This window comes from Methanorbis rubei (genome assembly GCF_032714495.1).
Taxonomy (GTDB): domain Archaea; phylum Halobacteriota; class Methanomicrobia; order Methanomicrobiales; family Methanocorpusculaceae; genus Methanocorpusculum; species Methanocorpusculum rubei.
This window is the reverse complement of sequence record NZ_JAWDKB010000004.1, coordinates 181,124-199,905: the sequence shown is the minus strand read 5'-3', so window position 1 is coordinate 199,905 and position 18,782 is coordinate 181,124. Positions and strand designations below refer to the sequence as shown.

At 49.9% G+C, this 18,782-nt stretch carries 18 protein-coding genes and 2 tRNA genes; 5 read left to right on the top strand and 15 right to left on the bottom strand.

Annotation, left to right across the window (positions count from 1 at the left end; genetic code table 11):
• Nucleotides 1-83: 83 nt before the first annotated feature.
• Genes McpCs1_RS05960 through McpCs1_RS05950 form a run of 3 tightly spaced genes read right to left on the bottom strand, consistent with a single transcriptional unit; the run spans nt 84 to nt 3,844 of the window.
• Nucleotides 84-1,745: a radical SAM protein gene (locus McpCs1_RS05960; RefSeq protein ID WP_338096342.1), complete on the bottom strand. Its 1,662-nt coding sequence runs from the start codon at nt 1,743-1,745 to the stop codon at nt 84-86.
• A complete protein-coding gene (locus McpCs1_RS05955) occupies nt 1,735-2,364 on the bottom strand; it encodes a 6-hydroxymethylpterin diphosphokinase MptE-like protein (RefSeq protein ID WP_338096341.1) in 630 nt (209 codons plus the stop codon). Before McpCs1_RS05955 ends, McpCs1_RS05960 begins: the two co-directional genes overlap by 11 nt.
• Nucleotides 2,354-3,844, bottom strand: coding sequence for a DHH family phosphoesterase (locus McpCs1_RS05950; protein WP_338096340.1), 1,491 nt, complete (start codon nt 3,842-3,844; stop codon nt 2,354-2,356). Before McpCs1_RS05950 ends, McpCs1_RS05955 begins: the two co-directional genes overlap by 11 nt.
• A 283-nt stretch (nt 3,845-4,127) precedes the next feature.
• Here McpCs1_RS05950 and McpCs1_RS05945 point away from each other — a divergent pair.
• A tRNA-Lys gene (locus McpCs1_RS05945) sits at nt 4,128-4,201 on the top strand.
• Nucleotides 4,202-4,230: 29 nt separating this feature from the next.
• Nucleotides 4,231-4,304 (top strand) — tRNA-Lys (locus McpCs1_RS05940).
• A 192-nt stretch (nt 4,305-4,496) separates the two neighbouring features.
• Here McpCs1_RS05940 and McpCs1_RS05935 read toward each other — a convergent pair.
• Both McpCs1_RS05935 and McpCs1_RS05930 read right to left on the bottom strand, forming a co-directional pair.
• Nucleotides 4,497-4,799 (bottom strand): hypothetical protein, encoded by a 303-nt coding sequence (locus tag McpCs1_RS05935; RefSeq protein ID WP_338096339.1) that lies wholly within the window; start codon nt 4,797-4,799, stop codon nt 4,497-4,499.
• 22 nt (nt 4,800-4,821) lie between these two features.
• A complete protein-coding gene (locus McpCs1_RS05930) occupies nt 4,822-5,133 on the bottom strand; it encodes a hypothetical protein (RefSeq protein WP_338096338.1) in 312 nt (103 codons plus the stop codon).
• Nucleotides 5,134-5,423: 290 nt separating this feature from the next.
• On the opposite strand from McpCs1_RS05930, the gene thrS reads away from it, so the two are divergent.
• The gene (thrS, locus tag McpCs1_RS05925) at nt 5,424-7,184 is read left to right on the top strand and encodes a threonine--tRNA ligase (protein ID WP_338096337.1); all 1,761 of its coding nucleotides are present in this window, start codon (nt 5,424-5,426) and stop codon (nt 7,182-7,184) included.
• A gap of 232 nt (nt 7,185-7,416) precedes the next feature.
• Here the strand turns inward: thrS and McpCs1_RS05920 are convergent, their stop codons facing one another.
• The 3 genes from McpCs1_RS05920 to hisF are packed head-to-tail and all read right to left on the bottom strand — an operon-like array spanning nt 7,417 to nt 9,081.
• Nucleotides 7,417-7,689, bottom strand: a complete 273-nt coding sequence (locus McpCs1_RS05920) for a hypothetical protein (protein ID WP_338096336.1) — start codon at nt 7,687-7,689, stop codon at nt 7,417-7,419.
• Nucleotides 7,682-8,278, bottom strand: a complete 597-nt coding sequence (locus tag McpCs1_RS05915) for a class I SAM-dependent methyltransferase (RefSeq protein WP_338096335.1) — start codon at nt 8,276-8,278, stop codon at nt 7,682-7,684. Before McpCs1_RS05915 ends, McpCs1_RS05920 begins: the two co-directional genes overlap by 8 nt.
• Nucleotides 8,275-9,081, bottom strand: coding sequence for an imidazole glycerol phosphate synthase subunit HisF (gene hisF, locus McpCs1_RS05910; protein ID WP_338096334.1), 807 nt, complete (start codon nt 9,079-9,081; stop codon nt 8,275-8,277). The genes McpCs1_RS05915 and hisF overlap by 4 nt, the downstream gene beginning before the upstream one ends.
• A 70-nt stretch (nt 9,082-9,151) precedes the next feature.
• On the opposite strand from hisF, the gene McpCs1_RS05905 reads away from it, so the two are divergent.
• Nucleotides 9,152-10,378: an adenosylhomocysteinase gene (locus tag McpCs1_RS05905; RefSeq protein ID WP_338096333.1), complete on the top strand. Its 1,227-nt coding sequence runs from the start codon at nt 9,152-9,154 to the stop codon at nt 10,376-10,378.
• A gap of 353 nt (nt 10,379-10,731) precedes the next feature.
• Here McpCs1_RS05905 and McpCs1_RS05900 read toward each other — a convergent pair whose 3' ends face one another.
• From McpCs1_RS05900 to tuf, 6 genes are all read right to left on the bottom strand, one after another.
• Nucleotides 10,732-11,436: a hypothetical protein gene (locus McpCs1_RS05900; protein WP_338096332.1), complete on the bottom strand. Its 705-nt coding sequence runs from the start codon at nt 11,434-11,436 to the stop codon at nt 10,732-10,734.
• Nucleotides 11,437-11,441: 5 nt separating this feature from the next.
• Complete coding sequence (locus McpCs1_RS05895) at nt 11,442-12,215, bottom strand: DnaJ domain-containing protein (RefSeq protein ID WP_338096330.1); 774 nt, start codon at nt 12,213-12,215, stop codon at nt 11,442-11,444.
• A gap of 244 nt (nt 12,216-12,459) precedes the next feature.
• Nucleotides 12,460-13,401, bottom strand: coding sequence for a prephenate dehydratase (gene pheA / locus McpCs1_RS05890; protein ID WP_338096329.1), 942 nt, complete (start codon nt 13,399-13,401; stop codon nt 12,460-12,462).
• Between the two features lie 692 nt (nt 13,402-14,093).
• Nucleotides 14,094-15,752 carry a flippase activity-associated protein Agl23 gene (locus McpCs1_RS05885; protein ID WP_338096328.1) on the bottom strand — a complete coding sequence of 553 codons (1,659 nt, stop codon included), beginning with the start codon at nt 15,750-15,752 and terminating at the stop codon, nt 14,094-14,096.
• A 15-nt stretch (nt 15,753-15,767) separates the two neighbouring features.
• Nucleotides 15,768-16,076 carry a 30S ribosomal protein S10 gene (gene rpsJ, locus McpCs1_RS05880; protein ID WP_268922324.1) on the bottom strand — a complete coding sequence of 103 codons (309 nt, stop codon included), beginning with the start codon at nt 16,074-16,076 and terminating at the stop codon, nt 15,768-15,770.
• 36 nt (nt 16,077-16,112) lie between these two features.
• Nucleotides 16,113-17,390: a translation elongation factor EF-1 subunit alpha gene (tuf, locus tag McpCs1_RS05875; protein WP_338096327.1), complete on the bottom strand. Its 1,278-nt coding sequence runs from the start codon at nt 17,388-17,390 to the stop codon at nt 16,113-16,115.
• 184 nt (nt 17,391-17,574) lie between these two features.
• Between tuf and McpCs1_RS05870 the strand changes: the two genes are divergently transcribed.
• Nucleotides 17,575-17,883, top strand: coding sequence for a hypothetical protein (locus McpCs1_RS05870; RefSeq protein ID WP_338096326.1), 309 nt, complete (start codon nt 17,575-17,577; stop codon nt 17,881-17,883).
• 1 nt (nt 17,884) lies between these two features.
• Here the strand turns inward: McpCs1_RS05870 and cobS are convergent, their stop codons facing one another.
• Nucleotides 17,885-18,616 (bottom strand): adenosylcobinamide-GDP ribazoletransferase, encoded by a 732-nt coding sequence (gene cobS / locus McpCs1_RS05865; RefSeq protein WP_338096325.1) that lies wholly within the window; start codon nt 18,614-18,616, stop codon nt 17,885-17,887.
• Nucleotides 18,617-18,782 lie beyond the last annotated feature (166 nt).

Below are 18,782 nucleotides of genomic sequence, written 5' to 3'. Positions count from 1 at the left end.
GGCCGAAGGCATGCGTTCCGTTTTTCCGTGGGCGGAGCTACGACGAATGTTAGTTGCCAATAAAACGAATTTATGAGTAAAATCTACACAAACTTCATCAGTTTTAGCAGAGGATCAAGTTCACGGACATCCACAGCTGCTGCAAAAGCTGCCGCATCATGGTAGGGCCTTCCGGCAGTAATTTTTGCCGCAGATTTTTTGGAGACTCCGGGCAGCCACTTGAGCGCGGCAGGGCCAAGTGAGTTGATCTGAATTGGTACCGGCAGCGCGGTCACCGACCGCTGGCCGTACGATACCACGGCAAGGTCAAGCACGGTTCCGACCGGCAACGACAAAGGAACGCCGCAGAGGATAGGATACGTCCCCATCTGTCGACCGAATGATGTGGTTCCCGACACTTCGATGATGACATCCGAAAGAACGGTGCCCACAGGAAACACCCGCGCGAGCATGGGAACGTCGAATGATTCGCGAGCACTGTCTTTGAACTGATGGAAGAGTTTGTCATGCTTGCCAAGGGTGTTGTCGGTGTATGCCCGCGTTCCTTCAAATGGCATCAGCTGGCGGATGTTGACGCGACGGACCAGAAGGTTTGCGTCAAGAACTTTTTTGAGAAATGCCGCGTTCAGAGAAAATGTATCAGGAGTTTCTCCGGCAAGTCCTGCGATGAAGTTCAGGCCGGGAAGAAGTTCCGGAACTCCTGCGTTGCGCACCGCGCCTACATCGTTGACGATTTCAATTGCCCGAAACACAGCGTCGGCATCACCTTTGAGATTATTTTTCGCAACAACTGCGGGGTCAGCAGACTCCATACCAAATGCGGCGATGTCTCCTGCGGTGTGGCCAGCAACAATTGCCGCGAGCGCTTCGCGCGAGGCATCCTCATGCCGCGCGATGGTTCCCGGATTCACGTTGTCGATGTGAAGCGTCTTCAAGGAGGGAGCCGCCTCGCGGATTTTGGTGAAGAGGTCCGCGAGCGCATCAGGGTTCGGCGTTGGAAACTCACCGCCGCCTGATGCGCCGAAGGCGAGAAGATCAGGCTGGCGGCCAAGCCGGAAATGCTGTGCACCTGATGCGGCAAGCGCCGCAACTTCGTCGCGGACGGCGCTAGCATCCCGCTGTTTGGGCAGGCCGTAAAACGGTTCGGTGCAGAACGAACACCCGCCGGAGACCGCGCGGGAACATCCCTTCGCGGTCTCCAGTTCGCACATCACGTACGGATAGAACGGATGTTTTGTGATGATGCCAGCACCGAGAACCGCCCACCGGTCAAGGTCAGCGTAATTGCAGAGACCGTCGGGCTCGCCGCCGGAAAGATATGCGTCAAGCGCTGCGGCAGGCTCTCCGGAGAGCATCGCTGACCACCCGGCAATCGCCTGAGCAACAGCTTTTGCACCACCCTCTGGCGAGTAACCGAATCCTATCGGCCCACCAAGAAGAGAAACTGTTCTGCCGCGCAGCATGAATCCTATCTGCTGGAGTTCGGTTAAGGTCGCCGGAGTTCCGGCAAGATATTTTCCCGGAACCGTGACGCCTGCGATCATCACCACAAACTTGTGCCCGGAAAGTTTTGCGAGCCGCAGCGGATCTTTTCTCAGCTGATCGATGGTGACGTAGTCTGTGGAAATATTTCGTTCGGCAAACACACCGGCAACCGTTCTGATGTACGGAGAGATGTACGGCGGAACGCCGAGACATGCCGGCTCATCCACATAGCCATCGATGATTACTGCGTCAGATATCATAGCCAAGGGTCTTCAAAAGTTTTCTTGCGATCATCAGTTTTCCGTGCTTGACCGGATCCACAGACGAGTCATCCAGATCAAAACCGATCAGGGAGACGGACGCGGCCCCAAGTTCATGAGCACAGAACACCGCACGGTCGCCATCGGAAAATCCGCCGAAGTTGTAGACATGGGGCAACGGAGTGGCCTGAGTTGTGGCAACAAAGGGTCCCGCAACTTTTGGAACCCAGGACTTCACCAGAGGAATATTGTCGCCGTGCGCATGAAGAACAAGAATCGTTCCTTTGTTGTTCATCGCCAGAAAATCATCGTCCATCCCATCGATGTCTGAGATGATGACGTCAGGCCGATGTCCGTGCTTGAGCAAAATTCGTGCCGCGGCGTCTGCGGCAATGATCACTTTGCCCGAAAAATCAGTTTTTGCAATATCTTTTGCAAGCGAAGGAGCGTTGCCGCAGACGATGCAGGAGTTTCCGGCAATCGTCTGTTTCAGCAGGTCGATGTCGTCGCGGGGAAGAATTTCAGCAAGAATTTCTGCCGCACGCTCGTCATCATCACGGGAGAATCCAAAAAAATCAAGAATTTCGGAGTAGTAAGGTTCCCACTCCTCAGTTTTCATCCCCTTCAACCTCGGAGATGCCGACAAGTCTCATGAAATTGGAGAGCACGGGATCGATTACCATCGACAGAAGCTCTTCTTTGTCCTTCACCAGCGAAAACGCGTTCAGAGGAATGGAGAGTGCAGCCATAGTGGCATGACCTCCGGCAGAAGCCCCCGGAATATCAGCAAACGCTTCCTTCATCACATCGCCGACATGCAGACGGATGTCTTTGTTGCGCGCGGAAAGTGTGATGTTGGTGTCGGTGATTCCGTAAACCATTGCTGTTGTGACACCTTCCAGATTCAGCAGCATGTCAGCAGCCTGCGGAATTGCGTCGCGGTTTCTGACATAACCGACGTTTGAGAACAGATAGCCGTGCCTGACATCACGGTTTACAATTCCGTTGCCGAGAACATCCAGCGTCTCCTGAGAGAGAGACGGCGCCATGATAACCTCAAGCAGCGAGCGGTCGGTCAGAGGCAGAAGATATGCAGCATTGTAAAGATCCTGCGGAGAAATATTGCGCTGGAACTCTTTGGTGTCAGCACGGATACCATAGAAAAGAGCGGTTGCAACTTTTTTATCGATCGGAAGATACAGTTCCTGTAAGTACTGTGTCATAATCGACGCAGTCGCACCGACATTGGGGCGGGAGTCCAGGAACTCAGGCTTTTTGACTCTGGTGATTCCTTCTGCACTGTGATGATCGATGATGATGTTGATCGGTGCATCCGGCGGAAGATCATTGTTCATGCCCGGAGCAACACAGTCCACGAGCGCAAGATAGTTGCAGGTGGAAAATATCTCCGGAGTCAGGCGTTCCATTTTGATCTCAAGGAGGTTGACGAACGCACGATTTTCCTGATGACCGATGTTTCCTTCGTAGAGAATTCTGGTCGCAAGTTTTCCGCCTGAGGCACTTGTCGCAATTGCGGCAAGCGCCATGGCACTTGAGATTGCGTCCGGGTCAGGATTTTTGTGCGTGATGATGCCAAGTGTTCCGGTCCATGAACTGAGCAGTGAGAAAAGTTTCTGGGCGTTTCGTGAAGCGACCAGATTGTTCATGTGGTTGACGGCAGACTTTGCAACAACCTGCTGCGGATACAAAACCACATCCGCGCCATGATCCACCAACTGATCAGCAGAGAACGGATCAAGCGCACGGGCGATGACATGCGTCTGCGGGTACGCTTTCTTCAGGATCTGTACAGCTGCAAGGTTTGCATCCTTGTCAGCTGATAAAACAAACGCAACCTCCGGCTCCGGAATCTTGGTGATAAGAGTCGGATCGGTCATGTCGCCGATCATTGCCTGATGGCGGTGATCGCGCAGGTCCTCTATACGCTTTTCATTGATGTCGATGACGAGTACGTTCTCGTCATTTTCCTTCAGTTCCTCGAGGACATTATAGCCGATACTGCCGCTACCAAGGATGATATATTTTATTTTTTTATGAGTTTGGTTATTAGTCGGCAGAACCCCATCACTCTCAGCCATGTAACCAATGTTTGTGCTGTTTGGATATTAATGTAGGACCTCCGGATCTTTTTCACGGGTACGCCCGAGAGTTCCAAAGAACGGATAAAAACGAATTATTTTAGAATTCAACCGCAGGCTCTACAGATTTACAGATATTTTTTGGATGAGTGTTACCGGTACTTTTTCAGAAAAAAACCAGAAAATACAGATCCAACGCCGCCGCCTTGAGAGGACGGCAGCTGTGAAGAAATCTATAAATATAGATGAGTCTAATCTAATTAGGTCAACAGGCATCGCAAAAGGGCCTATAGCTTAGTCAGGAATAGCGACGGACTCTTAATCCGTAGGTCAGGGGTTCAAATCCCTTTAGGCCCGCTTTTGTTGTGTGGTTGAATGTTTTTGTTGGGCCTATAGCTTAGTCAGGAATAGCGACGGACTCTTAATCCGTAGGTCAGGGGTTCAAATCCCTTTAGGCCCGTTTTCTAAAATTTTGTTATGTTTTTTCAGAAATATTCGGTTGTGGAAATTCAAAATTCTGAAACAAAACTAACCGCATGTTGAGGCTGCGTAGTCATCGCGTTGACGCTAATAAAGCATATCACAGGAACGAAATCAGATTATAATGAGGGTGTGGAGACCATGTAAAAATGAAATTTTCTCGTTTTTTGAATTAATAATAACCATCCATCTCCGAAGCGTAGTATAACGCCATTTCCTTTTCAAAATCACGATGAGTAGACATTACCCCACTTACAGTAGATAAGAAAGATTCTAATTCGTCCATGCGTTCCGCCAAATTACGGAGATTGATAAATTTCTCCTTATCATTTATCAGAGTCAAATCTTTGGTTATCGGATATCTGAATGCAAATGAGTTTTTATCCACTTTGGCAAATTGGCTAATATAATCTTCAACAACATTGAGGACTGACTTGTCATCATCAGGAAAATCAGAGCGAATCAATACCTTCACTTTTGACCAGATTTTCCTAAGATCATGCTGACAAGATTGTAACGTGCGTCTTTTTTTCCTCTTCTGTGTCTTTAGTATTTGAAAGATATATTTTCTTCAGTGCGAGTTCTATGTATTGTCTATAGAGAAAACACACAGGAAAAACACACGTATCTAAAACAAAAGGACAGCCTTTTTCTAATGCGTGGATGATTAGTGTGTCAGCGGCATTTTTGTATCCCTGTATATATCCATAAAACTGCATATTCATATCACCCCATGCAATATGCGAATATTCAGTTGGATATCCCTCAGAAATGAAAAGTTTTTCACATTTTTTCGGAAAATCACTCATAGGACATTCATTACAAATTAATGACAGATATAGATGTGTATACCATTAACCCACATTCGATATTCAATCATGGACGATCTTCAAAAAATTCTTCCAAAGCCAAAAAATATGATTTTATGAAATGCTTCCAGTACCAAAACACATATGCCTTACAAGACCAAAACAGGTACGGTTATCTTGAGCTGAAAGCAGAGAACACCTCTGCATGCCCTCAAAACCTGAGGGCACACATCAGCTTTTGAAAATTATACATACCGCTGAAACTGATTTTCACGGACAAGGAAATAGGTATGAAAGTAATTTACAACGACGGAAAAACGGGAGAGTGCCCAAAAGAAGAGGAACTGCACGTAATACGCCACACGGCAGCCCACGTACTCGCTCAGGCAGTGAAACGTCTGTATCCCCATGCGTCATTTGCCTACGGACCTGCAACCGAAAAGGGATTTTACTATGATGTCGATCTGGGAGACACCAAACTCTCAGACGCCGACCTCCCGGTAATCGAGAAAGAGATGCAGGAAATTGTCAAGGCAAACCTGCCGGTAAAACCGTTCATCCTCAATCGTGCGGACGCGTTAAAACTCATGGAAGAGCGCAATGAACCGTACAAGACCGAACACATCGCAGACCTTGACGAAAACGAGCCGCTGAGTTTCTATGAACAGGGCGAATACATCGATATGTGTGTGGGCCCGCACCTCACTTACACCAAGACCCTGAAGGCCTTCAAACTCACCGGTCTCTCCGGCGCATACTGGAAGAACGACAGCAAAAATAAGATGCTGACGAGAATCAACGGAACCGCCTTTGCAACTTCAAAGGAGCTGGAAGATTATCTGAAGCTTCTCGAAGAGGCCGAGCGCCGCGACCACCGCAAGATCGGAAAAGACATGAAGCTGTTCATGTTCGAGGATGTGGGTCCGGGATTCCCGTTCTTCCTGCCAAACGGCATGATCGTCAAGAACTCTTTAATTGAGTACTGGCGCGAGCTTCACGTGGCAAACGGGTATCAGGAGATCTCATCGCCTCTGATCATGAATCGCCATCTCTGGGAAACAAGCGGCCACTGGGATCATTATCAGGCAAACATGTACACGACCACGATCGATGACGAGGAGTTCTGCGTCAAACCGATGAACTGCCCCGGCGCCCTCATGGTCTATGCCAACGAGCCGCACAGTTACCGCGAGCTTCCGATTCGTCTCGCAGAGCTTGGTATTGTCCACCGCCATGAGATGAAAGGAACACTCCATGGCTTGTTCCGCGTCCGCAGCTTTACGCAGGACGACGCTCACATCTTCATGCGAAAAGATCAGATTGCCGACGAGATTTCGTCAGTGGTTGGTCTGATTGATCAGGTCTACTCCAAGTTCGGATTCGAGTACTTCCTCGAACTTTCAACCCGGCCTGAGGACAGCATGGGCAGCGACGAGGACTGGGAGGCGGCAACGAACGGTCTTGCAGATGCCCTCACCAAATTGAATCTTCCTTACACGATCAATGAGGGGGACGGTGCATTCTACGGACCGAAGATTGACTTCCATCTCCGTGACTGCATCGGGCGTACCTGGCAGTGCGGAACAATCCAGCTCGACTTCCAGATGCCGAACAACTTCGACCTCTCATATGTTGATGAGAACGATGAGCGGCCAAGGCCGATTATGATCCACCGCGTCTGCTTTGGATCGATCGAGCGGTTTATCGGTATTCTGACCGAACATTTCGCAGGCAAGTTCCCGGTCTGGCTCGCACCAATGCAGGCAAAGGTTCTGCTGGTCTCAAGAAAGAGTGAGGAGTACGCATCTGAGGTGTATCAGATGCTGAAAGATGCGAAGATTCGCTGCGAGCTTGACAACCGCAATGAAAAGATTGGATATATGATCCGGCAGGCCCAGTACACCGAGAGAGTTCCGTACATGATCATCATCGGCGAGAAAGAGCTGGAGACGAAAACTATCTCGATTCGTACCCGCGACAGCAACACGGTCTCAATGACGCCCGAAGAGTTCCTGACAAAGATCTCTGCTGAGATCAAGAACAGGGATTAAAAAATTTCAAACTTTTTTGAAACGCGAATCGCATGCCTACGGCCTGCTCACCGCTTCGCGGAATCCCGCGAATAAAAAAAATCGCCAATGGCGATTTTTGAAATCTTACCAGAATAATTTATTGTTTGAAAAAAAAAATCGTTCGAAAAACACGTACAATTTTTCTGAAAATCGCCATTGGCGATTTTTTATTCGCGCTATTCGCGTTTCAAAATATTCATTTCTGCAAAAATTATTTTGTGTATCTGACCCGCGCCATGTCGAGGGCATGGCCCTGGAACACGGTCTCCAACCGGTCGCCCGAAAGGCAGACATCATGCTCGTGTCCGTGAGCACAAATATGATAGACCCCGCATCCTTTGCACTGCCAGGTAAACGGCTCATTGATATTGTGGCCGAGAACTTTGCCGATGGCAACCCCGGTGTTGTCAGGGTAAAACCGGCAGTGCATTCTTCCGGCAAACAAGACAGCCTTCTCCCAGTCGCCAACGATCGGATCATTCATACGGACTCCTCAAAAAAACTCCGCACAGCTCCTCCCTCTCGTACTCGGTTCCGCGAACACGCATACTCCATGAAACTCTGGTTAGTTCTCCTGCGCCAAATACTTCGTGGAGATCCTCTTCGGAAAAATAATGCGTGACAATCCCATCACCCCGAAGATAGGAGAAAGGTTCGATCTCGGTTCCCTTCCCGCACCGCATATCATTGCGGGAAAATCCTTTGAAAAAAAGTATCCCAGGGTTCGTGAGAACGCGGCGTATTTCACTTGCGGCAGGCTGCCACAATGTCCTCGGCAGATGACCGAGCACATGCCAGACAAACACCGCATCAAACGAATTATCCGCAAACGGTAAAGCAGTGATGTCAGCAGTGATCGCAGTACATCCTGCGGTTTCTGCGAGAAAAACTGCCGCAGGAGAGATATCAACGCCGACAGCATTCCAGCCGCAGGAGTTCATCGCAGTAAGTGTCTTGCCGTTGCCGCAGCCGCACTCAAGAACGCGGCTTCCTGTCGGAAGGGCGGGAAGTTCTCCCGCAGCACCGCCCCACAATCTGCCGCGAACAGAGTAGTCCGCGTCCCAGCTGTTCACAGCCGCACCGGAACGCCGCGTGAGGAGAGGTACTCCTTCACATCACGGACCGTCAGCTCGCCGTAATGAAACACACTCGCCGCAAGACAGGCATCCGCTTTCCCAAACACGAATCCGTCATAGAAATGTTCCAGCGTCCCAACACCCCCCGAAGCAATCACAGGAACGTCCACGTTATCCGAGATTGCCGCAGTGATCTCCAGATCAAAACCGGTCTTCACCCCGTCCGTTTCCATTGACGTCAGAAGAATTTCTCCTGCACCGCGATGAACTGCATCCTGCGCCCAGGAAATTGCATCCATACCGGTCGGCTGACTGCCGCCGTAGATGACGACCTCATACCAACAGGTCCTGCCGTCGCGGAGATGAACCGGGGTTACACCATCCCGCATCTCATAGTTTCGCCGGACATCCTCGGCAAGCACAATGCACTGATTGCCAAACAATTTTGCGCCTTCGCTGATAACCTCAGGCGTCTTTACAGCAGCTGTGTTCAGACTTACCTTGTCTGCACCCGCGCGGAGAATCTCCTGAATATCTTTGGTGGTGCGGATGCCTCCCCCGACCGTCAGGGGAAGGAACAGCTGGTCGGCAGCTCTTCCGATAACATCAACCATCGTCTCGCGATTATTTTTGGAAGCAGCGATATCCAGAAACACCACCTCGTCAGCTCCCTGTTCATTATAGGTCCGCGCGAGCTCAACAGGATCTCCTGCATCCCGCAGCCCCTCAAAGTTTACGCCTTTGACAACTCTCCCGTCTTTGAGATCAAGACAGGGAATAACCCGCCGTGTAAGTCCCATGCAGGTATAGTTGGAAGTCTGCAAAAATTATCATTGCTATTATCTTCCTGCAAAACCAACTTGTGTGGCAATGACTCATACCGGAGAACAGAAAATTCAGTGGGCCGCACAGTACATGCCGGTCTTAAACGCGATTCGTGAGCGGTTTGAAAAGGAGAAGCCTCTTGCAGGTCAGCGCATCGGTATGGCGCTCCATGTTGAGGCAAAGACCGCATGTTTGGTTAGAACACTTGCCGCAGGAGGGGCCGAGGTCTACATTACCGGATGTAATCCGCTCTCAACGCAGGACGATGTGGCTGAAGCCCTTCGCGAAGGAGGGATTGCCTGCTATGCAAAGCGCGGATGCAATACCGAGGAGTACTATGCGGCTATCGATAAAGTTCTCGATGCCCGCCCGACACTTACGATCGATGACGGTATGGATTTGATCAACCGTGTTCACATCGACCGCCGCGATGTGCTGCCGGAAATTATCGGCGCATGCGAGGAGACCACGACCGGTATCCACCGTCTGCGTGCAATGCAGGCTGACGGAAAGCTGGAGTTTCCGGTTATCGCGGTAAACGATACGCCAATGAAACATTATTTTGATAATGTGCACGGAACTGGCGAGAGCGTGCTTGCATCCATCATGCTGACCACGAACGTGCTTCTTGCAGGCCGTCATGTGGTGGTTGCCGGTTACGGTTACTGCGGCCGCGGTGTTGCAACCAAAGCGCGGGCACTTGGAGCACGCGTGATTGTGACCGAGATCGATTCCCGCCGCGCACTTCAGGCACACTTCGACGGATTTGATGTGATGAGTATGATTGAGGCGGCAAAGGTTGGCGATCTATTTGTTACAACGACCGGCAACTGCGGCATCATCACCGGCCGCCACTTCCCGTTGATGAAGTCGGGTGCAATTCTCTCGAACGCCGGCCACTTCAACAATGAAATCGATGGCATCTGGCTTGCAGAACACGCAGCAGCTGTCGAGCACCGCGACGGTATTGATACCTACATCATCGACGGCAAAAAGATTCACCTGCTTGCGGAAGGAAGACTGGTCAACCTCGCAACGCCGAAAGGTATGGGCCATCCGATCGAAGTGATGGACCTCAGCTTTGCGGTGCAGGCGTTGTCGGTTGAGTATGTGGCAAAGTTTGGGCGCACGCTTTCTGCCGGCGTTCACGATGTGCCAACAGAGATGGATGAGTACATCGCACGGCTGAAACTTGCGGCGGTTGGCGCAACACTGGACGAACTTTCAGCTGAGCAGAAAGAGTACATGTCCAGCTGGAATCACGGAACGTAAGTTCTGGAAAATATTTTTTTATTTTTTATTTTTTTAGGAATTATGCAGTGATGAGTTTTTGTTTGTGATTTATTTCCTTGGCCTCATTCGAAGTAACCACGGAATGCACAGAACACACAGAGCTTCACGGAAAAGAAAATGCACGGAGAATGCCTGCGGCGCCGGAATGCACGGAATATATTTTTCAAATTTTGAGAAAATAATTAAGAATAGATTATCTCGGAAATCTTTCCGTGCATTCCGGCGCCGCAGGCGTTCTCCGTGCATTCAGTGGTTATTCCAAGCAAAGTTGCATGCATCAGAATCACACCGTGTAAGTCCTTTTTTTATAAATTTATTTTTTCTTCAGATTTTTACCAGATCAACCGCTTGTCCACAACTTCATCGGCAAAGATCAAAAATGCATGGGCAGCGTAGGCAAACACTTCGGGCGTCATGAGATACGCGTCAGGAATTTTTCGTGCATGTGTGTTGCCAATGATGCGCACGAAGTCCAGCGCATACAATCCTTCGGGACTCAGGATGCCGGTGCGGCCGATGGATGAACAGACTGTACCGAATTTTTTGTTGTCGATTCGAATTTTTTGCATCCGGCAGATAAGTTCTGCCGTAGCCTCGGTAATGTCGCAGAGTTTGCGGGTAGAGACTTCAGATTTTTTCTGTCTTGCGATCATGCCGAGATCGCGAAAGATCGGGTGTACACTCGCAAGCTCTTCCATCTGCCGTGTCCGCATCTCTGACTGGGATTTTATCAGCACGGAAGGATAGATGCTTTTCTCAAGATGCAGACCTTTCTCGCGTGGAAGTGCGTAGTGAACCAGAAGTGACGCGCCAACACCGCCAGATGGCGCCTGTAAAATGACGTCGCCGATGTTTTGCATATCATAGAGGCAGTTGCAGCAGAGCGAGAGACGGTTTGCGGCCTTCAGGACTTTATGCAGATCACCTGCGGTAATCTCAAGCGCGGTTTCTCCTTCTGCTGCGGCCGCGTCGAATCGTCTGTACATCGCATGATAAAAATCAGCAGCCGTCAGGTTACCGGGTTTTTTTTCAGTCATCTCTCTCACTTCCCAAAAATTCCGGACAAAAATCCTTTCTTCTCTGCAACTTCCACTTCGATGATCAGATCTCCCTTCTTTTTCGGCGACATCACGCCAAGCCCCTTTCCTTCCGGCGGGGCAAACCGGTCACCAGTTTTCGAATCTGCCGGAACGGTGACCTTGAGTATTTTATTGAACAGCAGCTGAACAGGAACCGGTCCTCCGCGTTCGGCCTGCTTAGGGGTTATCTGGAGTTTTCTGATCAGATTGTTGGTCACATCATCAAGCTCCCAGTTCTCTTCGGGAATAATTTTCAGATTCACATAAAGATCGCCGCGTGGTTTTCCGGGCTCGACCGGAACTCCGTAACCTTCAAGCCGGTAACGGCGCACGCCCGGGTAGACCTTGACGACCACACGCTCGCCTGCAACCTTCATCGGAATTTTTCCTTTGCCGTATGCAGCAATAGCAAGTGAGATCGGATAATCAGTCTCAATGTCTCCGCCTTTGATCGGCATGCCGCCCATCTTTTTTCCCCGCGGGGCACAGACCTGTTCATCAGTATTTTCCGAGAGGCAGGCATCGTACTCGGCACGCTTTTGTGGATCTCCGAGAACCTCATAACTTGCCATGATTTTGAGCAGACGCTCGTTGTATTCATCCTGTTTATCCTCGTCTGAGCCCGCACGGTCAGGGTGATACTGTTTGACCAGGGCGATGTAGGCCTTCTTTATCATCTCGGCGGTCGCATTCCGCGGAATACCCAGCGTGGCATAATGAGTATCGGTATCTGCCATAATATTGTGGATATGTTGGAAGGATGAAATCATAATCTTACTTGCTTGGTTGCTTCTCTCTGAGTCGCCCACGGAAAAACGGAACACACGGAATTTCACAGAAAAATATCACGGAGCAGACGAGAAAATCACGGAACTCACACTCGAAACAATATTTCTGTGACGTTCTTGTCTGCTCCGTGATGTTTTTCTGTGAAATATCCGTGTGGTCCGTGTGGTCCGTGGGCTGAAGTGCGGCCTCCTCTTATTCCATCGGGAACTGAGGATAATTTCCGAGCAGCTTGAACCAGCTGCTCTGCTCCCGAACTTTTCCGAGCGCAATCAGCACATTTGCCTGCTCGAGATTTCCCGCGAGATCCAAGAAGAAGACATACTCCCAGGGCGTCATCGGCTTTGGCCGCGACTGAATTTTCAGAAGGTTCAGGCCATTGTAGGCAAAGTGGGAGAGCACGCCGTAGAGTGCACCGCTCGTGTGGGTTGTGGAGAATGCAAGACTGATCTTATCACACTTCTCAGAGATTTCCATGTGACGCGAGAGGATCACAAACCTCGTGTAATTATTTTTCGCTGTCTGGATATTTTTCTCAAGAACCGCAAGACCGTACAACTCTGCGGCACGCAGACTGCTGATGGATGCCTTCGTCGGGTCATTGGTTTCCGCGACATGTTTTGCGGCGAACGCAGTGTTTGCATACGGGTATGCCGTCATCCCTGAATGTGTGCGGAGAAACTCCCGGCACTGGCTGATCGCCTGCGTGTGCGAGTAAACTTCCTGAATGTTTTCGACGGATGACCCCGGGACCCCGAGAAGGTTGTGACGGACCCGAATGATGTGTTCGCCGACAATGTAGAGGTTATGTGTGGTGATGATGTCTGCGACCTCCAGAACATCTCCCGCGGTTGAATTCTCGATCGGTAAAACACCATAGTCGATCTCCTCTGCCTCCAGCGCCGCAAGCACATCATCGAACTCATTGTAGTTTCGGATGGTATCAGCAGACGAGCCGAAACATTCCAATGTCGCCTGCTCGCCAAATGATCCGGCAACACCCTGATATCCTACCCGCGGTGACGAGATGCGGGTACTGTTTAAACCGGTCTCAATTTCCCGCAGAAAATCCTCACTGCCTGCATACAGATTATCAATAGAGGCGTGAAGAACTTTTTCGATCCTGGGCGTGGTCATTGTGGTACTACATCGACCTGCAAAAATTTGAATGTGAGGATTTAGCTGTCTCTGGTCTCATGTGAAGTAACCACGAAATGCACAGAGCAGACAGAACATCACTGAATGCACGGAGAACACCTGCGGCCTGTTCACCGCTTTGCGGGAATGCACGAAATATATTTTTCATATTTTGAGAGAATAAAAGAGAATAAATTATCTCGGAAATTTTTCGTGCATTCCGGCGCCGCAGGCGTTCTCCGTGCATTTCTGCGAAGCGGTGAGCAGGCCTAAGGCATGCGATTTTTTCTGTGAAACTCCGTGATATTTCCGTGCATTCTGTGGTTACTCCACGTGAGTGTGCAGAAATATTTTCGCATAAAATTTTCGGCGTTGCCCATTAACTCCCGCCTCCCACGGAAAAACGGAACGCATGCCTTTAGCCTGCTTACTGCTTCGCAGGAAGACACAGATATTAAAAAATCACTGAGAGGCGTGAACAACACAGAACCCAAAAACAATTCATTTCCGTGATGTTCACGTCTGCTCCGTGATGTTTTTTTCTGCAAAATATCCGTGTGGTCCGTTTTTTTCCTGCGAAGCAGTGAGCAGGTCGAAGGCATGCGAGTCGTGGGCGAAGCAACAAACAATACCAAATAGTGTTTGCCAATAAACGAATCTATGATCAAAGCCGAAATTTTCAAAAAAAAAAGTTACGAAGAGATCTTCGTAAACACATCCGTGTTGATGCTGCCAATCTTTCCCTGACGTGTGAGATAGTACGTCAACCATCCGGGATTAGTGCCGGTAGCACCACCGTCAAGCCAGTAGCTTAAACGGATTGTTTTCTTTTCGTATCCCGGGAGACTTTCATAACTGTCACCGTCATGCATCATGACAATGTCAAAGTTTCCTGAGAGGATACTGTCTTCAGAGATCTTTTTCCCGTAATAGCTGATGTTATTCCAGGCATCACCCCGATAGTACCAGCTGTACGGCCAGGCCTGATCGGATGCTATCGCAATTTTGTCGGCAGCATCCATTTCTGCCATCATTACCACGAGATCTTCGGAGTTCTGGACCTGCACAATTGGCTCTGCAATGTCAGCAGGCGTGAACGCCACATGGAATGTCATGACCAAGAGGAAAGCACACGCGATGATCATCAGAGGCTTGGTGTACTTTCCGGCAAACGAAAGCGCATATGCTGCAACAAAGATCATGGGGACCAGTTGGTGCAGCGAGAGCCAAGGAACTTTCTCGCCGATGTAGGCATAGGTGAGGCAGGCGATGATCGTCCAGTAGATGGCAAATCTGATGAACTCTTCCTGACGGTTGATCAAGACAGGGCGTTCCGGACGACGGAAAAGATCAACAAGCGAGAACTTCTTTTTCGCGGGAGCCAAAGGTTCGGCGGAGACTGTTTCTTCAGAACTCTCAAAGAGTTCGGTGTCCGCAGTTTCAAGAACAGCTTCTTTTGGTTTCTGGGCATCGTTCGGACGACGCAGGCAAAGAATCACTCCAACAACTGCGAGAATCAGAATCGGCAGTTCGTAGAGCACGAAGAGCAGCATGTAGTAATAGGGCGGCCCTCCAATTCTCTGCTGACCATGCATGTCCAGCCAGTGTGATATGGCGGACTGGCCTGCGGTAAAAATCACTTCCGGATGTGCGCCGAACGATGAATAGAACAGACAGATGACTCCGGCAAATGCGATCACTGCGATTACTATATCGCGAAGCCACATCTTGGGGAACACAAACTTTCTGCTCCAGACAAGGTAGAGGAAAAACAGTCCGAATGTCACAAGAACAAGCGGCATATTTTCCTTGGAACACATTCCAAGAGCTGCGGAGACTCCTGCGATAAGCAGATAGTACCACTTTCCTTTCTGAATCCAGGCCAGAAATGCAACAACAATCAGCAGTGAAAAGAACACCACGAAGATATCGTTTCGTACAAACCGTGAGAAGTAGATCAGTTCAGGAGCAATCGCCATGAAAGCTGCAGCAATAATGGCCACTTTTCCGGAGAGGTACTCCATCCGGTAGAGACAATACACTAATGGAATCAGTGCAACCCCGAAGATGCATGGAAGAATTCTTGCAACCAGATCTGAATCGCCAAACAGCGCGAACATCCCGGCCGTCACATAGTACAGAAACGGGCCGTGATACACAGGATCATAAATGTAAGTTCCTTCGGTCAGAAGTTTGTACGAAAACCATGCATGAATAGCCTCGTCATGATGAAACAGCTTGAGATCCAAAAACGCAAATCTCAAAATTATAGCAACAATCAGAATAGCAAAAAACACGTGCTCAATACGAACACGACTTTGAATTTGTGACAAAAAGGTTGGGGCGGGCATAAGCCCTTCCTCCATTTAGTTCTCCAGAACAATCTCGATGCTGATATCCTTTGGAACCTGGATACGCATCAGCTGTCTGAGCGCACGCTCATCAGCGTCAAGGTCGATGAGGCGTTTGTGAACGCGCATCTGCCAGCGATCCCATGTTGCGGTACCTTCTCCATCCGGACTCTTCCGGATCGGCACGATAAGCCGCTTGGTTGGTAACGGAATGGGTCCTGCCAGATTTACACCGGTACGTTCTGCAATCTCTCGGATACGGGTACAAACCGTTTCCACTTTTTCATAATCCGTTCCAGTAAGGCGTATTCTGGCTTTCTGCATAATCAATCACCACAAAAAATATCGTGATAGATGAAATTATCTCATCTGCTTCGGCTTAACGTTCAGAACGAGACCTGCAGCAACGGTCATACCCATATCACGGACTGCAAAGCGTCCGAGCTGCGGGAGTTCCTTTGCTTTCTCGATAACGAGCGGGCGGGTCGGCTGGATGGTACAGATTGCTGCGTCGCCAGCCTTCAGGAATGCCGGGTTCTCTTCTTTGACCTGACCAGTGCGTGGGTCGAGTTTCTTGTCAAGGGAGATGAACATACATGCAGTCTGGGAGGTGTGGCAGTGGAAGACCGGAGTGTATCCGACAGACAGGACGGACGGGTGCTGGAGCACGACGACCTGTGCCTGGAATTCTTCTGCAACAGTCGGCGGGTTCTCGGTCGGACCACAGACGTCACCGCGGCGGACATCGTTCTTTGCGATACCGCGGACGTTGAAACCAACGTTGTCTCCGGGCATTGCCTGCGGGATTTCTTCGTGGTGCATCTCGATGGACTTAACTTCTCCCTCGACGTTGGCCGGCATGAAGGAAACTTTCATTCCTTTCTTTAAGACACCGGTCTCGATACGGCCGACTGGAACAGTTCCGATACCGGAGATGGTGTACACATCCTGAATCGGAAGTCTGAGCGGCTTGTCGGTTGGCATGTCAGGCTGCTTGAAGTCATCAAGTGCTGCAAGAAGGGTCTTACCCTTGTACCACGGGGTGTTTGCAGAGGCGGTCTTGATGTTGTCACCAACGAATGCGCTGATTGGGATGAACGGAGTCTCGGCCGGCTTGAAACCAACAGAGGCGATGAGCTTGGACATCTTGTCCTTTGCATCGTTGTACTTCTCTTCAGAGTAGTTGACAGCGTCCATCTTGTTGATTGCAACGATGATCTGGTTGATACCAAGGGTCTTGGACAGGAAAACGTGTTCCTTCGTCTGGTCCATCGGGCCTTCAGTTCCGGACACAACGATGATTGCTGCGTCAGCCTGGGATGCACCGGTGATCATGTTCTTGACGAAGTCACGGTGACCTGGACAGTCTACAACGGTAAAAGAGTACTTCGGAGTCTCGAATTTCTTGTGGGCGATATCAATGGTGATACCTCTCTCACGCTCTTCTTTGAGGGAGTCCATTACCCAGGCGAACTCGAAAGTTCCCTTACCTTTGGTTTCTGCTTCCTTCTTGTATCCATCAAGGACGTGCTGCTGTACGACGCCGCTCTCGAAGAGAATGCGACCGACAGTGGTGGACTTACCGTGGTCAATGTGACCGATAACGGCAAGGTTCATGTGGGGCTTTTCTGCTGCCATAGTAATTTATCTCCACTTTGACTCATTGATAGATAATGCAGAGCGCATATACCTGTCTCAATACGAGTATAACAGATTCGATGTGGAACCATATAAAATAATCTATGAAATAGGATTTTTCGTCGTGTGTCGAAAAATAATGAAATCGATAGACTAATAGGGATTTGAGGCAGTATTTTGAGTTATGAAGACATTACCCCTGAATAAAAAAGAAAACGGAAGAGCGACCGTTATGTGCCAGGGAAAGGAAGTATCTGTCCACAGCACCTGCGTATTCTGCGCGCACTGTGCGGGCATCAGAGTAAACAGACGCGTGACGCCAAACCCGTACGCGCAGTCTCTTCGCGGATCAAAAGGCGGGCTCCCCATGGATCAGCATCTGATGGAAGGGATGATGATGTTCAATACGGTTATCGAAGACAAGAACTCAACTGATATCGAGTGCGCGGACGATGCCGGAACCGGCTTTGCCACGCTCTCGCGCAGACGCTGATTCAGATACAAAAAGCAAACATGAGGATTACTGCGGCACGGGCAATCTCATTGCCTGCACCCGTGACATCCCCGTTCACGCCGCCAAAACATCTGCGTGCAACATACCAGAGAACGAAAAATACGAACAAAGCCGCGGCAAACCCTGCGGCAACAACTATTTTTTCCGGCAGTAAAAAAAGCGGAAGCGCAAGAATGCAGGTATAGACGGCAAACCTTCGTTTGGAAAGTCCGTAAATGTAACTCTGGATTCCTTCATGGAATGGTTTGCCAAGTGCGGAGAAGAGACCCATCACCATTTTGCCAAACACTTCCCCACAAAAAACTGCCATCGCAATTACGAGAGGGGAAAGGGAAGCAAGCCCCGTGAAGGTGATCAAGAGGATGATCATCCCAAGCGAGAGCGCGCCGGCACCGATATTGCGATCAGTCATCGCGGTGATTCGTTTCTCGCGGCTTCCATGCGCCATGAGTCCATCACCGAGATCGAGCAGTCCGTCAAGATGATTCGCACCGGTAATGAAAATTGCCAGTGCGAGCGTGAGTGCGGCAATCACAAGAGAGTTTGAGTACCCGAAGTACCAGGCAAGAATACCGGGAAGGGCTGCGACCGCTCCGGTCACGTAGCCTGCAACCGGGTAGAGCCAGCTCCGGCGCGCAAACTGATCAAAGTCTGAGGGAGTTCCCAGAGGAAGGATCGTGGTAAACTGCAGCAGGGCACGAACTGACTTCATATCTATTATTCTTGGAGTCTGGAACGATTATAATAATTTCCCGATGGGTCCTGAATGGAAAGAAAAATCAGATTTTTTTGTAATGTGGGTCAGAGCGAGCTGACAAAAAAAAGATATATGGTTACGTTCATAGTACGATCACGGAAAATTCGTTAACGAAAAATCC

Excerpts from the sequence above, each read along its gene's own strand:
- McpCs1_RS05905 (WP_338096333.1), top strand. The coding sequence starts at position 9,152 with ATGACTCATACCGGAGAACAGAAAATTCAGTGGGCCGCACAGTACATG.
- McpCs1_RS05895 (WP_338096330.1), bottom strand. The coding sequence starts at position 12,215 with ATGGCAGATACCGATACTCATTATGCCACGCTGGGTATTCCGCGGAAT.
- rpsJ (WP_268922324.1), bottom strand. The coding sequence starts at position 16,076 with ATGCAGAAAGCCAGAATACGCCTTACTGGAACGGATTATGAAAAAGTG.
- pheA (WP_338096329.1), bottom strand. The coding sequence starts at position 13,401 with ATGACCACGCCCAGGATCGAAAAAGTTCTTCACGCCTCTATTGATAAT.
- hisF (WP_338096334.1), bottom strand. The coding sequence starts at position 9,081 with ATGGGACTTACACGGCGGGTTATTCCCTGTCTTGATCTCAAAGACGGG.
- McpCs1_RS05960 (WP_338096342.1), bottom strand. The coding sequence starts at position 1,745 with ATGATATCTGACGCAGTAATCATCGATGGCTATGTGGATGAGCCGGCA.
- McpCs1_RS05885 (WP_338096328.1), bottom strand. The coding sequence starts at position 15,752 with ATGCCCGCCCCAACCTTTTTGTCACAAATTCAAAGTCGTGTTCGTATT.
- tuf (WP_338096327.1), bottom strand. The coding sequence starts at position 17,390 with ATGGCAGCAGAAAAGCCCCACATGAACCTTGCCGTTATCGGTCACATT.
- McpCs1_RS05920 (WP_338096336.1), bottom strand. The coding sequence starts at position 7,689 with ATGAATGATCCGATCGTTGGCGACTGGGAGAAGGCTGTCTTGTTTGCC.
- McpCs1_RS05955 (WP_338096341.1), bottom strand. The coding sequence starts at position 2,364 with ATGAAAACTGAGGAGTGGGAACCTTACTACTCCGAAATTCTTGATTTT.
- thrS (WP_338096337.1), top strand. The coding sequence starts at position 5,424 with ATGAAAGTAATTTACAACGACGGAAAAACGGGAGAGTGCCCAAAAGAA.
- McpCs1_RS05870 (WP_338096326.1), top strand. The coding sequence starts at position 17,575 with ATGAAGACATTACCCCTGAATAAAAAAGAAAACGGAAGAGCGACCGTT.
- McpCs1_RS05900 (WP_338096332.1), bottom strand. The coding sequence starts at position 11,436 with ATGACTGAAAAAAAACCCGGTAACCTGACGGCTGCTGATTTTTATCAT.
- McpCs1_RS05950 (WP_338096340.1), bottom strand. The coding sequence starts at position 3,844 with ATGGCTGAGAGTGATGGGGTTCTGCCGACTAATAACCAAACTCATAAA.
- cobS (WP_338096325.1), bottom strand. The coding sequence starts at position 18,616 with ATGAAGTCAGTTCGTGCCCTGCTGCAGTTTACCACGATCCTTCCTCTG.
- McpCs1_RS05930 (WP_338096338.1), bottom strand. The coding sequence starts at position 5,133 with ATGAGTGATTTTCCGAAAAAATGTGAAAAACTTTTCATTTCTGAGGGA.